The organism is Streptomyces sp. NPDC006335 (assembly GCF_040612795.1).
GTDB lineage: Bacteria > Actinomycetota > Actinomycetes > Streptomycetales > Streptomycetaceae > Streptomyces.
On sequence record NZ_JBEXQX010000007.1, the window covers coordinates 16,066 to 37,933 of the forward strand.

Genomic DNA, 21,868 nt, shown 5'->3' on the forward strand with positions numbered 1-21,868 from the left:
CTTGGTCCCCGGCCTCCTTCCTCCGGTCCTCGGTCCCCGGCCTCCTTCCTCCGGTCCTCGGTCCCCGGCCTCCTTCCTCCGGTCCTCGGTCCCCGGCCTCCTTCCTCCGGTCCTCGGTCCCCGGCCCCCTTCCTCCGCCCCCGGTCTTCGGCGCCCTTTCTCCGGCCCTTGGTCCTCGGCGCCCTTCCTCCGGCCCCTGGTCTTCGGCGCCCTTCCTCCGGCCCCTGGTCCTCGGCGCCCTTCCTCCGCCCCCGGTCCCCGGCCCCCTTCCTCCGGCCCCCGGTCCCCGGCCCCCCGGTCCTCGGCCCCCCACCCCCGACCGCACCCTCCCGACCCCCTGCCCCCCCGGCCGACCCCTCCAACCCCTCCAACCCGTCCAACCCCCGGAGGGGATGGCAGGCTTGGGGGTATGCGTCGACCCTTTGCCCTGCTCGTCGGGATTCTGTTCGTGGGCGGCTTCACCCTGCCCGTCGTCGTGCCCGCCTCCGCCGCCGACGGGGACGGGAAGGGGGACGAGGGCTTCACCATCAGCGACCCCCGGATCACCGAGTCCAGCGGGCTCGCCGCCTCCCGGCAGCACCCGGGCATCTACTGGACCCACAACGACCAGGACACCGGCGCGTACCTGTACGCCGTCGACAGCGCGACCGGCAGGACCGTCGCCAGGATCACCATGACCGGCGTGGGCACCCCGCGGGACGTCGAGGCCATCGCCATCGGGCCCGGCAACCAGATCTGGGTCGGCGACATCGGCGACAACGACGGGGTGACCTGGCCCTATGTGTGGATCTACAAGCTGCCCGAGCCGAAGGACCTGAAGGACCAGTCCGTCAAGGCCACCCAGTACGTCGTGAAGTACACCGACGGCTCGCGCGACGCCGAGTCGATGGTCGTCCACCCGAAGACCGGGCGCGTCTACATCATCGACAAGCAGGAGGACGGCGGGCACCTCTACGCGGGGCCCACCACCCTCTCGCCCACCGGGACGAACGTGTTCAAGCCGGTCAAGCCCGTCGACCTTTGGGCCACCGACGCCGCCTTCTCACCGGACGGGCGGCAGCTCGCCGTACGCGGGTACTTCGGCGGCATCTGGTACGACTGGAACGGCGGCGACATCAAGAAGAAGGGGCGGCTCAGCGTGCCCCTCGGCCAGGGGGAATCCGTCTCCTACTCCCCGGACGGGACCAAGCTCCTGCTCGGCATGGAGGGCGCCGACAGCGAGGTGGAGGCGCAGGACGCGCCCGGTGACGGCGGGTCCGAGTCGTCCTCGGGGAGCGGGAGTTCCGCCGCCTCCGGGAGCGACGGCGGCGCGGACTCCCACGGCACCCTCAAGATCGGTGCCCTCGCCCTGGGGGCCGTCGCCGCCCTCTTCGGACTCCGGCGGCTATTCCGGCGCTCGTGAGCCGTCCGGGCCCGCCGAGCCCTCCCGCCGGGCCGCCACGAACACCTCCAGGCCGTCCAGGATCCGCTGGAGCCCGAACTCGAAGTGGTCGAACCCCGGGTCCCAGGTGTCCGCGGCGAGGGACGCGAGGACGGGGTAGCGCCCGCCGGCCATGACCTTCTCCAGGAACGGCGCCTGGGCCGCGAAGAAGTCCGCGGTCGTCATGCCCGACGTACGCTCCGCCTCCCGCTGGTAGACCTGCGTGCGCGCGGCCCCGACGACGTACCCGTCGACCATGATCACCGCCGACACCAGCTCCGGATCGGTCAGGCCCATCGGACGGATGCGGCCGAGCATCTTCTCCATGCCGTCCAGCGCGCTCGGGCCGAGCAGCGGACGGGCCTGGTTGACGCCGAGCAGCCAGGGGTGGCGGGTGTAGAGGGCGAGGGTGGCGCGGGCCATCGCCTCCAGGGCGGAACGCCAGGAGCCGTCACCAAGGTCGGACGGATTCTCGGACGGGCGCTGGACTCGGTCGAGCATCAGGTCGAGCAGCTCGGCCTTGCCGGGGACGTACCGGTACAGCGACATCGCGCCGGTGCCGAGCTCGGCCGCGATCCGGCGCATCGAGACCGCGTCGAACCCCTCCTCGTCCGCGATCCGGACGGCCACTTCCACGATCCGGTCCAGCGTCAGACCGGGCTTCGGTCCCCGGCTGGGCCGTGGGGCCCCGTCCCACAGCAGTTCGAGCGTGCGGACGATGTCCCCGCTGCCACTGGTGTCACCGCTGCTCGTCATGGGTGCAGCTTAGTTCCGGCGGAAAATTGAGTACAGCGTACGCGCAATCGGGTACGGTGTACTCAGTTGAGGAGAGAAGGGGGACCCCATGACCACCGACGACGGATACGCCGTGCGCGCCGAGGGGCTGGAGAAGCGGTACGGCGACAAGCGCGCCCTCGACGGCTTCGACCTGGCCGTCCGCGAGGGCACCGTGCACGGACTGCTCGGGCCGAACGGCGCGGGGAAGACCACGGCGGTCCGCATCCTGTCCACGCTGATCCGGCTGGACGGCGGCCGGGCGAGCGTGGCCGGCCTGGACGTCGTGAGCCAGGCGCGCGAGGTGCGGTCGAGGATCGGTCTCACCGGGCAGTACGCCGCCGTGGACGAGGTCCTCACCGGCCGGCAGAACCTGGAGATGTTCGGCCGGCTGTTCCACCTCGGCGGCAGGCGGGCCAAGCAGCGGGCCGCCGAGCTGCTGGACCGGTTCGACCTCACCGACGCCGCCGACAAGGGCGTGGGCAAGTACAGCGGCGGCATGCGGCGCCGGCTCGACCTCGCGGCCTCGATGATCCTCGCGCCCGCCGTGCTCTTCCTCGACGAGCCGACGACGGGCCTGGACCCCCGCAGCCGCGGCGAGGTCTGGGAGTCCGTGCGGGCGCTGGTGGCGAGCGGCACCACCGTGCTGCTGACCACGCAGTACCTGGAGGAGGCCGACAAGCTCGCCTCCCGCATCACCGTCATCGACCAGGGCCGGGCCATTGCCGACGACACCCCGGACGGCCTCAAGGACCGGGTCGGCGGCGACCGTATCGAGGTCGTGGTCGCCGAGCGGACGGACATCCCGCGCGCGGTGAAGGTCGTCGCCCGCGTCTGTGACGGCGAACCGGAGGCTGAGGAGGGGGAGTTGCGGGTGCACGCCCCTGTCGTCGACCGCGTCTCGGCGCTCACCGAAGTCGCCCGCACCCTCCAGGACGAGGGTGTGCGGGTCGAGGACATCGGACTGCGCAGGCCGAGCCTCGACGACGTGTTCCTGCGCCTGACCGGACACCGCACGGAGAAAGAGGAGACAGCGGCATGAGCACACTGGAGGCCACCCGCGGCCGTACCTACTGGGTCCTCGCCGACGTCTGGAACATCGTCCGCCGCGGACTCACCCACTACCAGCGCCAACCCATCAACATCGCCTGGCAGTTGGGCTTCCCGATCCTCTCCGTCCTGCTCTACGGCTATGTCTTCGGCAGTGCCATGCAGGTACCCGGCGGCGGGGACTACAAGGACTTCCTGATGCCCGGCATGTTCGTGATGACGATGGCCTTCGGGTTCATCAACACCGCGACCCTGGTGGTCCACGACGCCACGAAGGGCGTGATCGACCGGTTCCGCTCGATGCCGATGGCCTCCTCCGCGGTGGTCGCGGGGCGCGGGGTGACCGATCTGCTCGTCGCCTGCGCCGAGTTGGCGATCATGATGCTCACCGCGGTGGCCATGGGCTGGCGGCCCGACGGCGGGCTCGGCTTCCTCGCCGCCTTCGGACTGCTGCTGTGGCTGAGGTTCGCGCTCATCTGGATCGGGGTGTGGCTGGGTCTGATGGTCCCCAACCCGGAGGCGGCGGGCGGGCTGTTCGCGGTCGCCTTCCCGCTCACGATGATCTCCAGCATCTTCGTGGCTCCGCAGCTCATGCCCGACTGGCTGGGCGCGGTGGCCGCGTGGAACCCGATCTCCTCGACGGCCGCGGCCACCCGTGACCTGTTCGGCACGCCGGTCGGCGGCGGGGACTCCTGGGTCGAGCAGCACTCCCTGCTGATGGCCGGGGTGTGGCCCGTCGTGCTCACGGCGGTGTTCCTGCCGCTGGCGGTACGGAGGTTCCAGAAGCTCAGCAGGTGACGTCACGCGCACATGGACACGTCCAGCGTCTTGACGTGTCCATGCGACCTGTCTTCCATGGGAGGCGTGGGTGGTGGGAGCGCTCCCACCTCGTTCCGGGCCCGCGCCCCCCGAGAGGAAGCAGCGAACATGTTCCGCAGCTTGCGAAGAGCGCTGTGCGCGATGGCGGCGGCTCTCCTGTTGCCGCTGGGGACCGCCGGTCTTCAGACGGCCGACGCCGCCGAGGCGGCCGGCGCCGGATACTGGCACACCAGCGGCCGCCAGATCCTGGACGCCTCCGGGCAGCCGGTCCGGATCGCCGGCATCAACTGGTTCGGCTTCGAGACCAGCAACCAGGTCGTCCACGGCCTCTGGTCCCGCGACTACAAGTCCATGATCGACCAGATGAAGTCGCTGGGCTACAACACGATCCGCGTCCCGTTCAGCGACGACATCTTCAAGCCGGGCACCGTCCCCAGCAGCATCGACTTCTCCGGCGGCAAGAACGCCGACCTCCAGGGTCTGAACTCCCTCGGCGTCCTGGACCGGATCGTGTCGTACGCCGGCCGGGACGGCCTCAAGGTCATCCTCGACCGGCACCGCCCGGACGCCGGGGGGCAGTCGGCGCTCTGGTACACGGCAGCGGTCCCGGAGTCGACGTGGATCGCCAACCTCAAGGCGCTGGCGACGCGTTACAAGGGCCAGGACACCGTCGTGGGCATCGATCTGCACAACGAGCCCCACGACCCGGCCTGCTGGGGCTGCGGGGACACCGCAAGGGACTGGCGGCTGGCCGCCCAGCGGGCCGGGAACGCGGTGCTGTCCGTCAACCCCGAGCTGCTGATCTTCGTCGAGGGCGTGCAGACCTTCAACGGCGTCTCGGGCTGGTGGGGCGGCAACCTGATGGGCGTCGCCCAGTACCCGGTGCAGCTCGACGTCGCCAACCGGGTCGTGTACTCGGCCCACGACTACGCGACCAGCGTGGCCCAGCAGAGCTGGTTCAACGACCCGTCGTTCCCCGCCAACATGCCGGGAATCTGGGACAAGTACTGGGGCTACATCTTCAAGCAGAACATCGCCCCGGTGTGGGTCGGCGAGTTCGGCACCACCCTCCAGTCGACCGTGGACCAGAAGTGGCTGGCCGCGCTGGTGAGTTACCTGCGCCCGACCTCGACGTACGGCGCCGACTCCTTCCACTGGACCTTCTGGTCCTGGAACCCCAACTCCGGTGACACGGGCGGCATCCTGAAGGACGACTGGCAGACCGTGGACACCGTGAAGGACGGCTATCTGGCGAGCGTGAAGGCGCCGGGCTTCCCGGGCTCGGGCGGCGGCGGCCCCGGCGGCCCGGGCGACCCGGGCGGCGGCACGGCGGCCTGCACCGCCTCCTACTCCGTCAGCAGCGACTGGGGCGGCGGCTTCAACGCCGAGGTCAAGGTGACCAATTCGGGGTCGACGGCCCTCTCCTCCTGGAAGGTGACCTGGACCTGGCCGGGCGCGCAGAAGGTCACCTCCATGTGGAACGCCTCGTACACCCAGACCGGCTCGACCGTGACCGCGACCAGCGCCGCGCACAACGGGGCGGTCGCGGTGGGCGGTTCGGCGAGCTTCGGGTTCGGGGGCGCGCCCGGGGGCGGGGGTGTGCCGAGCGTGAGCTGCACGGCGACGTGAGTCCCGAGTGACGGAGGCGCTCGGGGGGTGCCGAGCGCCTCCAGATCAAAGGAGTTTCAAATCTTCCGTTGAGATGATTCTCATCTTCGAGCTTCTTCGACAAGATTCGGTCCGGACCGTGCACTTTCCGGTCCGGACCCAACCCCCCATGGTTTGAGAGAACTTCATGAGAAGAAGCGCAGTCGTGCTGTGCGGCGCGACCGTCGTCCTGGCCGGGACGCTCACCGCCGTCCCCGCCGAGGCCGGCACGTCGCTCTCCGCGGCCACCGCCCAGGCGACGGCCAAGGTCAGCTGGAAGAAATGCGGCACGGAGGACTACCCGACCCTGCAGTGCGGGTCGGTGAAGGTGCCCCTCGACTACGCCAAGCCGCAGGGCCGGAAGATAACCCTGGCCCTGTCCCGGGTCCCGCACACCGCGAAGAAGTACCAGGGCCCGCTGCTGGTCAACCCCGGAGGTCCCGGCGGCAGCGGTCTCACCCTCGCCGGCTTCGTCGCGGGCTCGCTGCCCAAGGCCGTCGCGGCACAGTACGACGTCATCGGCTTCGACCCGCGCGGTGTGGGCGACAGCACGCCCGCCCTCGACTGCAAGCCGGGTTACTTCAACCCGGTGCGCCCGGACTCCGTGCCGAGCACCCCCGCGATCGAGAAGGCCAACCTGGAGCGCGCCAAGTCCTTCGCGGCCGCCTGCGGCCGCAAGTACGCGGACGTGCTGCCGTACATCAACACGATCAACGCCGTGAAGGACATGGACTCGATCCGCAAGTCCCTCGGCGCCAAGAAGATCAACTACTTCGGCTACTCGTACGGCACCTACCTCGGCCAGGTCTACGCCAAGCTCTTCCCGGGCCAGGTGCGCCGCCTGGTGCTGGACTCGATCGTCGATCCCGACGGGGTCTGGTACGACGCCAACATCTCGCAGGACTACGCCTTCGACGCCCGGCAGAAGGCGTTCATGGCATGGATCGCCAAGTACGACTCCACGTACAAGCTCGGTACCGACCCGGCCAAGGTCGGGGCCAAGTGGTACGCCATGCGGGCGGCCCTGGCCAAGAACCCGGCCGGCGGCAAGGTGGGCGCATCCGAGCTGGAGGACACCTTCATCCCCGGCGGCTACTACAACGGCTACTGGCCCTCCCTCGCCCAGGCGTTCGCCGCCTACGTGAACCACAAGGACACCGCCCCGCTCGTCAAGGCGTACGAGGGCATGGCGGCCATCGACGCGTCCGGGGACAACGGCTACAGCGTCTACACCTCGGTGCAGTGCCGTGACGTCGCCTGGCCGCGCGACTGGAACCAGTGGCGCAAGGACAACTGGGCCGTGTACGAGAAGGCCCCGTTCATGGCCTGGAACAACGCCTGGTACAACGCGCCGTGCGCGTTCTGGCCCACCAAGCCGGCGAAGCCGGTGAACGTCGCCAACAGCAAGCTCCCGCCGGTGCTGCTGTTCCAGGCGACGAACGACGCGGCCACCCCCTACCAGGGCGGCGTCACCGTGCACCGCCTGCTCAAGCACTCCAGCCTGGTCGTCGAGCAGGGCGGCGGCAACCACGGCATCTCGCTGAGCGGCAACGCCTGCCTGGACAAGTACCTGGCCAAGTACCTGACCGACGGCACGGTTCCCCGCGGCCACGGCACGGCCGACGCGACCTGCAAGAAACTCCCGGACCCGACACCGCTGGAGCCTCAGTCGGCGAAGTCGGCCCTGAGCGGCACATCGGAGCCGGGCGCCACGGTTCCCGGCGGTGCCGCCCTGCACGGGATACTCGGCTTCCGAGATTGAGTTCGACCTGAACGACCCTGAGGGCGCCCGGTGTTCACCGGGCGCCCTCACTGTCTGTCAATCACCGATGGCATTTTCACCCGTGCGATTGATCATGTGGACATCTGAACGTGGAGCGTGTGTTTGCTCGATTACGTTTCGTCGCATGGTCAGTTCACAACATGACGCCGTGATCGGATCTTCCGGGAGGAGACCGATCTCCTGGCTCGGCTCGTGCCGGAGGCAGGCGTCAAGTTCCCCGAGTACAGCTCGATCGAGCCGCTCGACACCGATCTCACCGAGATGGCGAAGCAGCCCATCCGCATCGGGCGAAGTTTCCATACGGGCATGGAGGAGTTCCCCTTGGTCGTGGGGCCGTTCGGCGTGCGTCCGATCACCGACCCGGAGGAGGCGGCGAAAGACCTGGCCCTCACCACCATCTCCATTCTCATCAACGGCAAGGACCCGGCCATCCTTGCGATAGTGGACGAGGTGGCGCCGGTGCTGGGGCCCAACGCGAAATGGGCCGAATACATCGAGGTCGGTCTGGACGAAGGTCCGGCCCGCGGTCATTGGAGGCGACTGATGGCCGTGTACACCCCGAACTTCCCCGGCTTCGGCAGCGTGATGGAGGAGGCTTGGACCAAGGTTCACTCCGATGGTGAGGCCAAGGGTGAGGCCAAGGCCGTCCTTCGGGTTCTCCGTACGCGGGGCGTCGAGGTCCCGGAGTCCGTGGAGGAACGGGTCATGGCCTGCCTCGACCTGGAGGTCCTGGAGACCTGGCTCGACCGTTCCCTGAGCGTGGAGAGCGCCGAGGAGCTGTTCGGCGAGGAGTGAGTGGCCTGCCTCAGGACGAGAGAAGGGCGCCCGGCGAGAACCGGCGCCCTTCGTCGTCGTACCGGAGTGATCAGAGCTTCTCGATCACGTAGTCGATGCACTTGGTGAGCGCCTCGACGTCCGCCGGGTCGATCGCCGGGAACATCGCGACGCGCAGCTGGTTGCGCCCGAGCTTGCGGTAGGGCTCGGTGTCCACGATGCCGTTGGCGCGCAGGACCTTGGCGATCGCGGCGGCGTCGATCTCGTCCGAGAAGTCGATCGTGCCGATGACCTGCGAGCGCTTGGCCGCGTCGGTGACGAACGGCGTGGCGTGCTTGGACTCCTCCGCCCAGCTGTAGAGGCGGGTCGAGGAGTCCTTGGTGCGGGCCGTCGACCAGGCGAGGCCGCCCTGGCCGTTGATCCACTCGAGCTGCTGGTTCAGCAGGAAGAGGGTGGCGAGGGCCGGGGTGTTGTACGTCTGGTTCTTGCGGGAGTTGTCGATCGCCGTGGGCAGCGAGAAGAACTCCGGGACGTGGCGGCCGCTCGCGTGGATCCGCTCGGCGCGCTCGATCGCGGCCGGGGAGAACACGCCGATCCACAGGCCGCCGTCGGAGGCGAAGGACTTCTGCGGGGCGAAGTAGTAGACGTCCGTCTCGGCGATGTCGACCGGGAGGCCGCCGGCGCCGGAGGTGGCGTCCACCAGGACCAGGGAGCCCTCGTCGGCACCGGCCACGCGCCTGATCGGGGCGGCGACACCGGTGGAGGTCTCGTTGTGCGTGAACGCGTACACGTCGACGCCCGCCTCGGCCCGCGGGTCCGGGTGGGTGCCGGGGTCGGAGGAGACGACGGTGGGCTCGGCCAGCCAGGGAGCCAGCTTGGACGCCTTCGCGAACTTCGACGAGAACTCGCCGAAGGTCAGGTGCTGGGACTTGTTCTCGATCAGCCCGTGCGTCGCCACGTCCCAGAACGCGGTGGAGCCGCCGTTGCCGAGGACGACCTCGTAGCCCTCGGGGAGCGAGAACAGCTCACTGATGCCCTCGCGCACCTGGCCGACCAGGTTCTTCACCGGGGCCTGGCGGTGGGAGGTGCCGAGGAGGGAGGTTCCGGTCGCGGCCAGCGCGTCCAGCGCTTCCGTCCGCACCTTGGAGGGGCCCGCGCCGAATCGACCGTCGGCGGGCTTGATGTCAGCGGGAATCTGGATCTCAGCCACGAGGGGAGCGTAGCCCCTGGGGAAACCTGGTCGAAACGTAGTCCGTCCGGTGAGACGCGGCGGTGTCGGACGGACTGGTTTGCTGGAGTCATGACGGATCTCCAGGCTGATCTGCACAAGGCCGTCCGGGGCGAGGTCGGTTTCGACGTCACCTCCCGGGCCCTGACGACCATGGACGCGTCCAACTACCGGCGCGTCCCCCTCGGGGTCGTGGCACCCCGGGACGCCGACGACGTGGCCGCCGTCCTGGAGGTCTGTCGCTCGCACGGAGTACCCGTCGTGCCGCGGGGCGGCGGCACCTCCATCGCCGGACAGGCCACCGGCACCGGAGTCGTACTGGACTTCACCCGGCACATGGACAGGGTCCTGTCGCTGGACCCCGAGGCGCGCACGGCCGTGGTGCAGCCCGGGCTCGTCCTCGACCGCCTCCAGGAGGCCGCCGCCCCGCACGGGCTGCGGTTCGGGCCCGACCCCTCCACGCACAGCCGGTGCACGCTCGGCGGGATGATCGGCAACAACTCCTGCGGGTCGCACTCGGTGGCGTGGGGGACCACCGCCGACAGCGTGCGGGAGCTGGACGTCGTCACCGCGCGCGGGCAGCGGCTGCGGCTGGGGCAGGAGTGGGCCGGGGCGCCGGCCGGGCTGCGGGAACTGGCCGAGGGGGAGCTCGCGCGGCTCAGGACCGGGTTCCCCGAGCTGCCCCGCCGGATCTCCGGGTACGCGCTGGACGCCCTGCTGCCGGAGAACCGGGCCGACGTCGCGCGGTCCTTCTGCGGCAGCGAGGGCACCCTCGGCGTCCTCACCGAGGCCGTCGTCCGGCTCGTGGAGTCGCCACGCGCGCGTGCGCTCGCCGTGCTCGGGTACGCGGACGAAGGCGCGGCCGCCGAAGCCGCCGCCGGGCTGCTGGTGCACCGCCCCCTGACGGTGGAGGGCATGGCGGCCGACCTGGTGCCCTCGGCGGCCGCGCTGCCGAGGGGCGGCGCATGGCTGTTCGTGGAGACCGGCGCCGACAGCGAGGCGGAGGCACGTGCGCGTGCGGAGGAGATCGTGCGCGCCGCCGACGTCCTCGACGCCCTCGTGGTGACCGACCCCGCCGGGCAGCGGGCGCTGTGGCGCATCCGGGAGGACGCCAGCGGCACGGCCACCCGGATGCCGGACGGAACCGAGGCATGGCCCGGCTGGGAGGACTGCGCGGTGCCGCCACGGCGGCTCGGGGCGTATCTGCGGGACTTCCGGCGGCTGCTCGGCTCCCACGGCCTGCGCGGCACGCCGTACGGCCACTTCGGCGACGGCTGCATCCACGTCCGTATCGACTTCGACCTGCTGACACAGGCGGGGATCGGGAGGTTCCGCCGCTTCTCCGAGGAGCTCGCCGACCTCGTGGTGGCCCACGGCGGCTCACTGTCCGGCGAGCACGGCGACGGACAGGCACGCGCCGAACTGCTCCCGAGGATGTACGGCGACGAGATGGTCGCCCTCTTCGAGCGGGCGAAGGCCGTCTGGGACCCGGACGACCTGCTCAACCCCGGCACGCTGGTCCGCCCGGCCCCCCTCGACTCGAACCTCCGCTTCGCCGTCCTGCCCCGCGAGCCGGTCGACGTGGCCTTCGGGTACCCGGCCGACGGCGGCGACTTCCCGGCGGCCGTACGGCGCTGCGTCGGGGTCGCGAAATGCCGTACGACCTCGGTGTCCGGGCCCGCCGTCATGTGCCCGTCCTTCCGGGCCACCGGCGAGGAGGCGCACTCCACGCGCGGGCGTGCCCGGCTGCTGCACGAGATGCTGGCGGGGGAGCTGGTGACCGAGGGGTGGCGGTCCGAGGAGGTGCGGGACGCCCTCGACCTGTGCCTGTCCTGCAAGGGCTGCCGGTCCGACTGCCCGGTCGGGGTCGACATGGCCACGTACAAGGCGGAGTTCCTGCACCACCACTACGCAGGGCGCCGCCGCCCGGCCGCCCACCACAGCATGGGCCGGCTGCCGGAGTGGCTGCGCCGGGTGGACCGGCTGCGGGTGGCTCCGCTGGTCAACGCCCTGGCCGCCCTACGGCCCTCGGCCGCAGTCGCCAAACGGCTCGGCGGGATCGCGCCGGAACGCCGGATCCCGCGGGTGGCCGCGGAGACGTTCAGCCGCTGGTGGGGCCGGCGGAGCGCCCGCGGCACCGGTGAGCTGGTCGTCCTGTGGCCGGACACCTTCACCGAGCACCTCTCGCCGTCCGTGGGGCAGTCGGCCGTACGGGTGCTGGAGGCGGCGGGGCTGCGGGTGGCGCTGCCGCCCACCGTGCACCTGGCGAAGGCGCCGGTGGGCGACGGCAGGACGGTCGCCCTCGACCCGGTGTCCCTGCTGCGGGGCCGGGGCCGGGTCTGCTGCGGACTGACGTACGTGTCGACGGGGCAACTCGACCGCGCCCGTACGGTGTTGGGGCGCACCCTCGACCTGATGGCACCCGTGCTGGAGACCCGGGCCCCGGTCGTCGTCCTGGAACCGAGCTGCGCGGCCGCCCTGCGCACCGACCTGCCGGAGCTGCTGCACGACGACCCGCGGGCCGCCCTGCTCGCCTCCCGGGTGCTGACCTTCGCGGAGGCACTGGAGCGCCTCGCCCCCAGCTGGCGGCCACCGGCCCTCAACCGCCCGGTCGTCGGCCAGACCCACTGCCACCAGCACGCGGTCCTCGGCGACACGGCCGACCGCCGGCTGCGCGAGGCCGCCGGACTCACCGGCGAACTGACCGGCGGCTGCTGCGGTCTGGCGGGCAACTTCGGCTTCGAGAAAGGGCACTTCGAGGTGTCCGAGGCCTGCGCCGAGGAGCGGCTGCTGCCGTCGGTGCGCCGGGCGCCCGAGGACGCGGTGGTGCTGGCCGACGGATTCTCCTGCCGCACGCAGCTGGAGCAGCTGGCGGGGGTGCGGGGCAGACATCTCGCGGAGGTACTGGCCGAGGCACTGGAACGAGAGCCCTGACCAGGCGGCACGCGGGCGGAATCCCGGGGCTCCGGTGCAGACTCGGCACCATGACCGCCCTCGACCGTGTCGCCGTCCTCTCCGACATCCACGGGGTCCTGCCCGCCCTGGAAGCCGTCCTCGCCGAGCCCGAAGTGGCGACCGCCGACCGGATCGTGCTGACCGGCGACATCGCCGCGGGCCCCCAACCCACCGAAGTGCTCGCCCTGTTGAGAAGCCTGGGGGAGCGGGTGCTGTGGGTCGCGGGCAACGCGGACCGCGAGCTCGTCGAGTACAGAAGGGGAGAGCGGGAGGAGATCCTCGACCCCATCGGCCCCTTCGCCGCAGCGCAACTGGCCGACACCGACGTCGAGTTCCTCGCGTCGCTCCCCACCACCCGCACCCTCACCGTCCGCGGCCTCGGCGAGGTCCTCTTCTGCCACGCCACTCCCCGCGACGACGAGGAGTTCGTCCTGGTCGACTCGCGCCCCGACCGCTGGGCGCAGGTCCTCGGGGGCGTCCCCGTAAGCGTCCGCACGATCGTCTGCGGCCACACCCACATGCCCTACGTCCGTCTCGCCCACGGCCGCCTGGTCGTCAACCCCGGCAGCGTCGGCATGCCGTACGGCCGACCCGGCGCCCACTGGTGCCTGCTGGGCCCGGGGGCGGACCTGCGGGTGACGCCGTACGACATCCCGGCGGCCGTCGAGCGGCTGGTCGCGGAGTGCCGGTACCCGCAGATCGCCGAGTGGGCCGACCAGTACCTCCACGCGCGCGTGACGGACACGGAGGCGCTGGCGGCCTTCGGGCCTCGCGACGGCAGGGACAGCCCGTCCTGACAGACTCCGGCCATGGACACGAGCACCTGGAGCCTGAGGCCCGCGACCCCGGCCGACGTGGAGCCGATAGCCGAGCTGCGGGCTGTGGTGATGCGCCCCGACCTGGAGCGGTTGGGGCGGTTCGACGAGCAGCGGGTGCGGCAGCGGTTCCGGGACGCCTTCGTCGCGGAGCACCTGTCGGTCATCGAGGTCGAGGGCCGTTTCGCGGGCTGTGTCGCGCTGCGCCCGGCCGAGGACGGGCACTGGCTGGAGCACTTCTTCATCGACCCGGAACTCCAGGGCCGCGGCCTGGGCTCGGCCGTCCTGGGCGCCCTGCTCGCGCGGACCGACGCGCAGGGCGTGACCGTACGCCTCGACGTCCTCCAGGGCAGCCAGGCCCGCCGCCTCTACGAACGGCACAGTTTCACGGTGGAGTTCGAGGATCCGGTCGACGTATTCATGGTGCGGCGCTGAGTTCACCTTCTGAGACAGTCGTATAGCGGGTTTACGCACCTGACGCAGTCCATTACCCTGGACTGGGTAGTGCAGCTTGATGAACGACAGCCCTGGAATCGACCTCCTGGAAGCCCCCGTGACCACGCCCAGCACCGACCTGCCGTCCTCGCCCCCGGTATCCGCGGCGCTCCCCGGCCGCCCTCGCCGCCTCGGCTCCCTCGGCCCCGTCGGACTGGTCCTCGCCGGCGGTGTCTCCGTGCAGTTCGGCGCGGCGCTGGCCGTGACCCTGATGCCGAGGGCCGGTGCGCTCGGCGTGGTGACCCTGCGCCTGCTGGCCGCCGCGATCGTGCTGCTCGTGGTCTGCCATCCCCGGCTGCGCGGCCACTCCCGCACCGACTGGGGCACCGTCGTCGTCTTCGGTCTCACCATGGCCGCGATGAACGGCCTCTTCTACCAGGCCGTCGACCGCATCCCCCTCGGCGCCGCGGTCACCCTGGAGGTCCTCGGACCGCTAGCCCTCTCGGTGCTCGCCTCCCGCCGCGCGGTCAACCTCCTCTGGGCCGCTCTCGCGCTCACCGGCGTCTTCCTCCTCGGGGGGCGGGGACTTCGGCGGCCCCCCGCTCGGCGTGGCCTTCGCGCTGGGCGCCGGGGCCATGTGGGCGGCGTACATCGTCTTCAGCGCGCGCACCGGCCGCCGCTTCCCGCAGGCCGACGGGCTCGCCCTGGCGATGGCGGTGGGCGCGCTGGCGTTCCTGCCGTTCGGGGCGGTGGAGTCGGGCACCAGGCTCCTCGACCCGGTGACCGTGGGCCTGGGCGCGGCGGTGGCCGTGCTGTCCTCCGTGCTGCCCTACACCCTCGAACTCCTCGCCCTGCGCCGCCTGCCCGCCTCCACCTTCGCGGTGCTCATGAGCCTGGAGCCGGGCATCGCCGCCCTCGCGGGCTTCCTGATCCTCGGCCAGGCCCTGTCCGCGCTCCAGGCACTCGCCGTCGCGCTCGTGATCGTGGCGAGCATGGGAGCGGTCCGGACACAGGTGGGACGGGGCAAGGCGACCGGATGACCGTCGGCCGCGGCGGCCGTACGGTCAGTCCGCGGTCTTCTCCCACACCGAGACGTGGGACTCGCTGTCACCGGTGAAGGGGGCGCGGTTCCAGTCCGCCCACCGGTCCCGCAGCCGCATCCCGGCCAGCCGGGCCATCAGGTCCAGCTCCGCGGGCCAGACGTACCGGAAGGGGATCGACCGGAAGGAGCCCCGGCCGTCCTCGACGCTGACGTGATGCGAGGCCATCGCCTGGGTGGCGGTGTCGTAGGTGTCGAAGCCCAGGCGCGTCTCGCCGACGTGGAAGGGCACGGCGTTCTGTCCGGGCGGGAGTTTCCGCAGCTGGGGGACCATGACCTCGATGACGAAGGTCCCGCCGGGCGCCAGATGGGCCGCGATATTGCGGAAGCAGTCCACCTGGGCGTCCTGGGTCGTCAGGTTCATGATCGTGTTGAAGACCAGGTACGCGACCGAGAACGTGCCGGGCGCTCGGGCCGTCGCGAAGTCCCCGATCGTCACCCCGACCGCCTCGCCCCCGGGCTTGGCCCGCAGCCGGTCCGCCATCGCCCGGGACAGCTCGATGCCGTGCACCTCGACCCCGCGCCCCGCCAGCGGCAGCGCGATCCGCCCGGTCCCCACGCCCAGCTCCAGGGCCCGCCCCGCACCGGCGAGCTCCGCCAGCACGTCCACGGCCGGATCGACCGCGTCCGCCTCGAACATCGCCGCCGCCGACTCGTCGTAGGTCGCCGCGACGGGCTCTCCGAAGTAGTCCTCGTGATCGGTCACCGGGCGACCGTACCGGTGGTGTGGGGGGAGGGGCGCGCGATTTTCCGGGCGCACCCGGTGTAACGGGCGCGCTTGCTGTACCGGGTGCACCCGCTGTACCGGCCGCGGTCGCGCAGGCGCATGCTGGATGTACGGCAAGGGGGCGGGGATCACCTGTCGTGCTCACCGGCCATCCGGTCATCTCTACGACCCGGCGACCCGGGTGCGCGGCGCAAATATAAATGCAAGCACGCTTGCTTGTTTCTGTGGTCGCTGCCATCCTCACCCCATGGCAGACCCGACGCCCGTCATCGACGACCTGTGTGCGGAGAGCGAGGAACTCGACCGGATCGTGGCCGAGTTGAGCGCCGAGCAGTGGGCGCTCGCGACCCCCGCCCCCGGCTGGACCGTCGCCCACCAGATCGCCCACCTCGCCTGGACCGACCACTCCTCCCTGCTCGCCGTCACCGACCAGAAGGCCTTCTCCCGCGAGGTCGAGAAGGCGCTCGCGGCACCCGGGGACTTCGTGGACGACGGCGCGGAGGAGGGCGCACAAAAGCCCCCGGCGCGACTGCTCGCGTACTGGCGGGCGGGCCGCGAGGACCTGGCCGAGGCACTGCGGAACGCCCCCGAGGGCGCCCGCTTCCCCTGGTACGGCCCGCCCATGTCCACCGCCTCCATGGCCACCGCCCGCCTCATGGAGACCTGGGCCCACGGCCTGGACGTGGCGGACGCGCTCGGCGTGACCCGGGAGCCCACCGACCGGATCCGGCACATCGTCCGCCTCGGCGTCCGCACCCGCGACTTCTCCTTCGGCGTGCACGGCCTCACCCCGCCCTTCGAGGAGTTCCGCATCGAACTCACCTCCCCCTCCGGCGAGTTGTGGGCCTACGGTCCCGAAAACGCCACCGACCGCGTCACCGGCCCCGCCCTCGACCTCTGCCTCCTGGTCACCCAGCGCGCGCACCGCGCCGACCTGGCCCTGACCGCCGTGGGGGAGGACGCCGACCGATGGCTCGACATCGCCCAGGCCTTCGCGGGCCCGCCGGGCGCCGGGCGCGCGGCGAAGGGGACGGCCGCGTGATGCTCCGTGCCGGTGACGCGTTCGGCTTCCGTGGCGGCTTCCTCTTCCCGGGTGCCGGGGGCGCGGCCCCCGGCCGGTGGCTCGACTTCGCCCGGACCTTCGCGGGCTTGCCCGGCGCCGGGTGGGCGATGACGGGGGCCGGGCGGGCGACGACGGGGGTGGCCCGGTGAGCGTCCTGCGTATCGGCAACGCCTCCGGCTTCTACGGTGACCGCTTCGACGCCGTGCGCGAGATGCTCACCGGCGGCGAACTCGACGTCCTCACCGGGGACTACCTCGCCGAGCTGACCATGCTCATCCTGGGCCGGGACCGGCTGAAGGACCCGGCGGCCGGCTACGCCCGCACGTTCCTGCGGCAGTTGGAGGAGTACCTGGGGCTCGCGCGGGAGCGGGGCGTCAGGATCGTCGCCAACGCGGGCGGCCTCAACCCGGCCGGACTCGCCGCCCGCATCAGGGAATTGTCCGACCGGCTCGGCCTGGAGACACGCGTCGCCCACGTCGAGGGCGACGACCTCACCGCCCGGTACCCCGGCAGCCTCGCCGCCCACGCCTACCTCGGCGGCTTCGGCATCGCGGCCTGTCTGCGCGAGGGCGCGGACGTGGTCGTGACCGGCCGGGTGACGGACGCGGCCCTGGTCACCGGACCCGCCGCCGCCCACTTCGGCTGGGGGCCGGGGGAGTACGACCGCCTCGCGGGAGCGGTCGTCGCCGGGCACGTCCTGGAGTGCGGCACCCAGGCGACCGGCGGGAACTACGCCTTCTTCGCCGAGGGCCGGCACGATCTGAGAAGGCCCGGCTTCCCCCTCGCCGAACTCCACGAGGACGGCACCGCCGTCATCACCAAGCACCCCGGCACCGGCGGCTTCGTGGACATCGGCACGGTGACGGCCCAACTCCTGTACGAGACACAGGGCGCCCGGTACGCGGGCCCCGACGTCACCGCCCGCCTCGACACGGTCCACCTCACCCAGGACGGCCCCGACCGCGTCCGCATCTCCGGCGTCCGCGGTGAGGCCCCGCCGCCCACCCTCAAGGTCGGCCTCAACCGGCTGGGCGGCTTCCGCAACGAGGTCGTCTTCGTCCTGACCGGCCTCGACATCGAGGCCAAGGCCGCGCTGGTGCGGGAGCAGTTGGAGCCGACCCTCGCCAAGGTCACCGACGTGCGCTGGGACCTGGTCCGCACCGACCGCCCGGACGCCGGTACGGAGGAGACCGCCAGCGCCCTGCTGCGGCTGGTCGTCCGGGACGCGGACCAGGAGGTCGTCGGACGGGCGCTCAGCGGGGCCGCCGTGGAACTGGCCCTCGCGAGTTACCCCGGGTTCCATGTGCTCGCCCCACCGGGCAAGGGCTCCCCTTATGGGGTCTTCGAGGATGCGTACGTTCCCCATGGGGCCGTGGACCATGTGGCCGTCCTCCATGACGGTCGGCGGATCCCCGTGGCGCCGGCCCAGGAGACCGCCGTACTCGAGAACCCGCCGGAACCATCCCTGCCCGAGCCCCTGCCGCCCGGCCCGACCCGGCGGGCCCCCCTCGGGCTCGTCGCCGGGGCCCGCAGCGGGGACAAGGGCGGGAACGCCAACGTGGGCGTGTGGGCCCGCTCGGACGAGGCCTGGCGGTGGCTCGCGCACACGCTCACCGTCGACCGGCTGCGTGAACTCCTGCCGGAGACGGCCGACTTGGCCGTCACCCGCCACACCCTTCCCGAACTGCGCGCCCTGAACTTCGTCGTCGAGGGAATCCTCGGCGAGGGTGTCGCCGCCCAGCACCGCTTCGACCCGCAGGCCAAGGCCCTCGGCGAATGGCTGCGCTCCCGCCACCTGGAGATCCCGGAGGCCCTGCTTTGACGATCATCGACTCCAGCCTGGACACGGCAGGACCCGACTACCGGTCCCATCGAGAAGCCATGCTCGCCAAACTCGCCGAACTGGACGCCGAACACGCGAAGGCGCTCGCGGGCGGCGGCGAGAAGTACGTCCAACGACACCGGGGCCGCGGCAAGTTGCTCGCCCGGGAACGCATCGAACTGCTCCTCGACCCCGACACACCCTTCCTGGAACTGTCCCCGCTGGCCGCCTGGGGCAGCGACTACACGGTGGGCGCCTCCCTCGTCACCGGGATCGGGGTGGTGGCGGGCGTGGAGTGCCTGATCACCGCCAACGACCCGACCGTACGCGGGGGCGCGAGCAATCCCTGGTCGTTGAAGAAGGCCCTCCGCGCCAACGACATCGCCCTCGCCAACCGGCTGCCCTGCATCAGCCTGGTGGAGTCCGGCGGCGCTGACCTCCCCTCCCAGAAGGAGATCTTCATCCCCGGCGGGGCCATCTTCCGCGACCTGACCCGCCTGTCGGCGGCCGGGATCCCCACCGTCGCCGTCGTCTTCGGGAACTCCACGGCAGGCGGGGCGTACGTCCCCGGCATGTCCGACCACGTGATCATGGTCAAGGAGCGGGCCAAGGTGTTCCTCGGCGGCCCGCCCCTCGTCAAGATGGCCACCGGCGAGGAGAGCGACGACGAGTCCCTCGGCGGCGCCGAGATGCACGCGCGCGTGTCGGGCCTCGCGGACTACTTCGCGGTGGACGAGCAGGACGCCCTCAGGCAGGCCCGCAGGGTCGTGGCCCGCCTCAACCACCGCAAGGCGTACGGCGATCCCGGCCCGGCCGAGCCGCCCAAGTACGACACGGAGGAGCTCCTGGGCATCGTCCCCGGCGACCTGCGCACGCCCTTCGACCCGCGCGAGGTGATCGCACGGATCGTCGACGCCTCCGACTTCGACGAGTTCAAGCCGCTGTACGGGACGAGCCTGGTGACGGGCTGGGCGGCGCTGCACGGTTACCCGATCGGTGTGCTGGCCAACGCCCAGGGCGTGCTGTTCTCCGAGGAGTCCCAGAAGGCGGCCCAGTTCATCCAGTTGGCGAACCAGCGGGACATCCCCCTGCTCTTCCTGCACAACACGACCGGCTACATGGTCGGCAGGGAGTACGAGCAGGGCGGCATCATCAAGCACGGCGCGATGATGATCAACGCCGTCAGCAACTCGCGGGTCCCGCACCTCTCCGTCCTCATGGGCGCCTCGTACGGCGCGGGCCACTACGGCATGTGCGGCCGCGCCTACGACCCCCGCTTCCTCTTCGCCTGGCCCAGCGCCAAGTCGGCCGTCATGGGCCCCCAGCAGCTCGCCGGTGTCCTCTCCATCGTCGCCCGCCAGTCGGCCACGGCGAAGGGACTCCCGTACGACGAGGAGGGCGACGCCGCCCTGCGCGCCATGGTGGAGCAGCAGATCGAGTCCGAGTCGCTGCCCATGTTCCTGTCCGGGCGGCTCTACGACGACGGCGTCATCGACCCCCGCGACACCCGGACGGTCCTCGGCATGTGCCTGTCCGCGATCCACACCGCCCCCTACGAGGGCGCACGCGGCGGCTTCGGCGTCTTCCGGATGTGAGGAACCTTCAGTGATCACTTCTGTGCTCGTCGCCAACCGGGGCGAGATCGCCTGCCGGATCTTCCGCACCTGCCACGAACTGGGCGTCCGCACCGTCGCCGTGTACGCGGACCCGGACGCGAACGCGCTCCACACGCGTGTGGCGGACACGGCGGTACGGCTCCCGGGCGCGGCCCCCGCCGACACCTACCTGCGCGCCGACCTGATCGTGAAGGCGGCCCTCGCCTCGGGCGCCGACGCCGTGCACCCCGGCTACGGCTTCCTCTCCGAGAACGCCGACTTCGCCCGGGCCGTCCTGGACGCCGGCCTGGTCTGGATCGGGCCGCCCCCGTCCGCGATCGAGGCGATGGCGTCCAAGACGCGCGCGAAGCAGCTCATGGGGCTGGCTCCGCTGGGGGAGGTCACCGAGTCCGACCTGCCCGTGCTGGTGAAGGCGGCGGCGGGCGGCGGTGGCCGCGGCATGCGGATCGTCCGCCGCGTCGACGACCTGGCGGTCGCCCTGGAGAGCGCCCGCGCCGAGGCCGCGAGCGCCTTCGGCGACGGTGAGGTGTTCGTCGAGCCGTACGTCGAGGACGGCCGCCACGTGGAGGTCCAGATCCTCGCCGACACCCACGGCACGGTCTGGGCCCTGGGCACCCGCGACTGCTCCCTCCAGCGCCGCCACCAGAAGGTGATCGAGGAGGCCCCGGCACCCGGACTCCCGGAGAGCCTCACGGCGCACCTGCACGAGCTGGCGGTACGGGCGGCCCGCGCGGTGGACTACGTGGGCGCGGGCACCGTCGAGTTCCTGGTCTCCGGCACCAAGGCCCACTTCCTGGAGATGAACACCCGCCTCCAGGTCGAACACCCGGTGACGGAGGCGGTGTTCGGCATCGACCTGGTGGCGGAACAGATCAGGATCGCCGAAGGGCACGAGCTGGGTGACGAGCCCCCGCGCGCGCGTGGCCACGCGGTGGAGGCCCGCCTGTACGCCGAGGACCCGTCGAGGGACTGGACCCCGCAGACGGGCACCCTGCACCACCTCTCACTGCCCCCGTCCGTCCGCCTGGACACGGGCTACGAGAACGGCGACCCGATCCCCGTCCACTACGACCCGATGCTCGCGAAGGTCGTCGCCCACGCCCCCACGCGCGCGGAGGCGATCCGCAAACTCGCGGGCGCGCTGGAGCGGGCGACGATCCACGGCCCCACCACCAACCGGGACCTGCTGGTCAACTCCCTGCGCCACAAGGAGTTCACGACGGCCCGCATGGACACGGGCTTCTACGACCGCCACCTGCCCGCACTCACCGAGCCCGCCCCCGACCCGCTGGCCCCTCTGGCGGCGGCCCTGGCGGACGCCGTCGGCCGCTCCCGCTTCGGCGGCTTCCGCAACCTCCCCTCCACCCCGCGGACCAAGCGCTACGAGATGGCGGGCGAGGAGCACGAGGTCCACTACCGCCACACCCGGCAGGGCCTGGAGGCGGACGGGGCCCGGGTCCTGCACGCCGACGCGCGCGGGGTCGTACTCGAAGTGGACGGCGTGCGGCGGAAGTTCGAGGTGGCGAGGTACGGCGACGAGCTGTACGTGGGCCGCACGTCCCTGAGAGCCCTGCCCCGCTTCCCGGACCCGACGACCCAGCTCGCCCCGGGCTCGTTGCTGGCACCGATGCCGGGAACGGTCGTACGGGTCGCGGACGGCCTCGCGGAGGGATCCGCCGTGGAGGCGGGCCAGCCGCTCCTGTGGCTGGAGGCGATGAAGATGGAACACAAGATCACGGCACCGGTGAAAGGCACGCTGACCGTCCTGAATGCAGTGCCCGGCCAACAAGTGACGGTCGGTTCTCTACTGGCGGTTGTCCGAACTACCTAGGGACGCAGGA

Annotated in this window: 17 protein-coding genes and 1 pseudogene; 15 read left to right on the top strand and 3 right to left on the bottom strand. The window is 71.5% G+C overall.

Annotation, left to right across the window (positions count from 1 at the left end; genetic code table 11):
- Nucleotides 1-409 precede the first annotated feature (409 nt).
- Nucleotides 410-1,402 (top strand): WD40 repeat domain-containing protein, encoded by a 993-nt coding sequence (locus ABZ098_RS20705; protein ID WP_356593123.1) that lies wholly within the window; start codon nt 410-412, stop codon nt 1,400-1,402.
- On the opposite strand, the gene ABZ098_RS20710 is transcribed toward ABZ098_RS20705, so the two are convergent.
- On the bottom strand, nt 1,385-2,176 hold the full coding sequence (locus ABZ098_RS20710; protein WP_356593125.1) for a TetR/AcrR family transcriptional regulator: 792 nt from the start codon (nt 2,174-2,176) through the stop codon (nt 1,385-1,387). The two genes, ABZ098_RS20705 and ABZ098_RS20710, sit on opposite strands and share 18 nt — an antisense overlap.
- Before the next feature lie 88 nt (nt 2,177-2,264).
- Here ABZ098_RS20710 and ABZ098_RS20715 point away from each other — a divergent pair, with 88 nt between their 5' ends.
- From ABZ098_RS20715 to ABZ098_RS20735, 5 genes are all read left to right on the top strand, one after another.
- The gene (locus tag ABZ098_RS20715) at nt 2,265-3,236 is read left to right on the top strand and encodes an ATP-binding cassette domain-containing protein (RefSeq protein WP_356593127.1); all 972 of its coding nucleotides are present in this window, start codon (nt 2,265-2,267) and stop codon (nt 3,234-3,236) included.
- The gene (locus ABZ098_RS20720; protein WP_356593129.1) at nt 3,233-4,042 is read left to right on the top strand and encodes an ABC transporter permease; all 810 of its coding nucleotides are present in this window, start codon (nt 3,233-3,235) and stop codon (nt 4,040-4,042) included. Before ABZ098_RS20715 ends, ABZ098_RS20720 begins: the two co-directional genes overlap by 4 nt.
- A 129-nt stretch (nt 4,043-4,171) precedes the next feature.
- A complete protein-coding gene (locus ABZ098_RS20725; RefSeq protein ID WP_356593131.1) occupies nt 4,172-5,692 on the top strand; it encodes a cellulase family glycosylhydrolase in 1,521 nt (506 codons plus the stop codon).
- Nucleotides 5,693-5,858: 166 nt separating this feature from the next.
- The gene (locus tag ABZ098_RS20730; RefSeq protein ID WP_356593133.1) at nt 5,859-7,472 is read left to right on the top strand and encodes an alpha/beta hydrolase; all 1,614 of its coding nucleotides are present in this window, start codon (nt 5,859-5,861) and stop codon (nt 7,470-7,472) included.
- Nucleotides 7,473-7,685: 213 nt separating this feature from the next.
- Nucleotides 7,686-8,288 carry a hypothetical protein gene (locus tag ABZ098_RS20735; RefSeq protein WP_356593135.1) on the top strand — a complete coding sequence of 201 codons (603 nt, stop codon included), beginning with the start codon at nt 7,686-7,688 and terminating at the stop codon, nt 8,286-8,288.
- A 70-nt stretch (nt 8,289-8,358) separates the two neighbouring features.
- On the opposite strand, the gene serC is transcribed toward ABZ098_RS20735, so the two are convergent.
- Nucleotides 8,359-9,477 carry a phosphoserine transaminase gene (gene serC / locus ABZ098_RS20740; RefSeq protein WP_356593137.1) on the bottom strand — a complete coding sequence of 373 codons (1,119 nt, stop codon included), beginning with the start codon at nt 9,475-9,477 and terminating at the stop codon, nt 8,359-8,361.
- 90 nt (nt 9,478-9,567) lie between these two features.
- Here serC and ABZ098_RS20745 point away from each other — a divergent pair, with 90 nt between their 5' ends.
- From ABZ098_RS20745 to ABZ098_RS20760, 4 genes and pseudogenes are all read left to right on the top strand, one after another.
- Nucleotides 9,568-12,429, top strand: coding sequence for an FAD-binding and (Fe-S)-binding domain-containing protein (locus ABZ098_RS20745; protein ID WP_356593139.1), 2,862 nt, complete (start codon nt 9,568-9,570; stop codon nt 12,427-12,429).
- Nucleotides 12,430-12,479: 50 nt separating this feature from the next.
- The gene (locus tag ABZ098_RS20750) at nt 12,480-13,247 is read left to right on the top strand and encodes a metallophosphoesterase family protein (protein ID WP_356593141.1); all 768 of its coding nucleotides are present in this window, start codon (nt 12,480-12,482) and stop codon (nt 13,245-13,247) included.
- Between the two features lie 12 nt (nt 13,248-13,259).
- Nucleotides 13,260-13,700 carry a GNAT family N-acetyltransferase gene (locus ABZ098_RS20755; protein ID WP_356593143.1) on the top strand — a complete coding sequence of 147 codons (441 nt, stop codon included), beginning with the start codon at nt 13,260-13,262 and terminating at the stop codon, nt 13,698-13,700.
- Between the two features lie 79 nt (nt 13,701-13,779).
- Nucleotides 13,780-14,740 (top strand): annotated as a pseudogene (locus tag ABZ098_RS20760) (EamA family transporter).
- A gap of 24 nt (nt 14,741-14,764) precedes the next feature.
- Here ABZ098_RS20760 and ABZ098_RS20765 read toward each other — a convergent pair.
- Nucleotides 14,765-15,505, bottom strand: a complete 741-nt coding sequence (locus tag ABZ098_RS20765) for a class I SAM-dependent methyltransferase (RefSeq protein WP_356593145.1) — start codon at nt 15,503-15,505, stop codon at nt 14,765-14,767.
- A gap of 268 nt (nt 15,506-15,773) precedes the next feature.
- Between ABZ098_RS20765 and ABZ098_RS20770 the strand changes: the two genes are divergently transcribed.
- Genes ABZ098_RS20770 through ABZ098_RS20790 form a run of 5 tightly spaced genes read left to right on the top strand, consistent with a single transcriptional unit; the run spans nt 15,774 to nt 21,858 of the window.
- Entirely contained in the window at nt 15,774-16,568 is a 795-nt protein-coding gene (locus ABZ098_RS20770; protein ID WP_356593147.1) for a TIGR03084 family metal-binding protein, read from the top strand.
- Nucleotides 16,565-16,738, top strand: a complete 174-nt coding sequence (locus ABZ098_RS20775; protein ID WP_356593149.1) for a hypothetical protein — start codon at nt 16,565-16,567, stop codon at nt 16,736-16,738. The genes ABZ098_RS20770 and ABZ098_RS20775 overlap by 4 nt, the downstream gene beginning before the upstream one ends.
- Nucleotides 16,735-18,411: an acyclic terpene utilization AtuA family protein gene (locus ABZ098_RS20780; protein WP_356593151.1), complete on the top strand. Its 1,677-nt coding sequence runs from the start codon at nt 16,735-16,737 to the stop codon at nt 18,409-18,411. The genes ABZ098_RS20775 and ABZ098_RS20780 overlap by 4 nt, the downstream gene beginning before the upstream one ends.
- Nucleotides 18,408-20,006 (top strand): carboxyl transferase domain-containing protein, encoded by a 1,599-nt coding sequence (locus ABZ098_RS20785; RefSeq protein ID WP_356593152.1) that lies wholly within the window; start codon nt 18,408-18,410, stop codon nt 20,004-20,006. Before ABZ098_RS20780 ends, ABZ098_RS20785 begins: the two co-directional genes overlap by 4 nt.
- A gap of 10 nt (nt 20,007-20,016) precedes the next feature.
- Nucleotides 20,017-21,858, top strand: a complete 1,842-nt coding sequence (locus ABZ098_RS20790) for a biotin carboxylase N-terminal domain-containing protein (protein ID WP_356593154.1) — start codon at nt 20,017-20,019, stop codon at nt 21,856-21,858.
- The last annotated feature ends 10 nt before the right edge of the window (nt 21,859-21,868 follow it).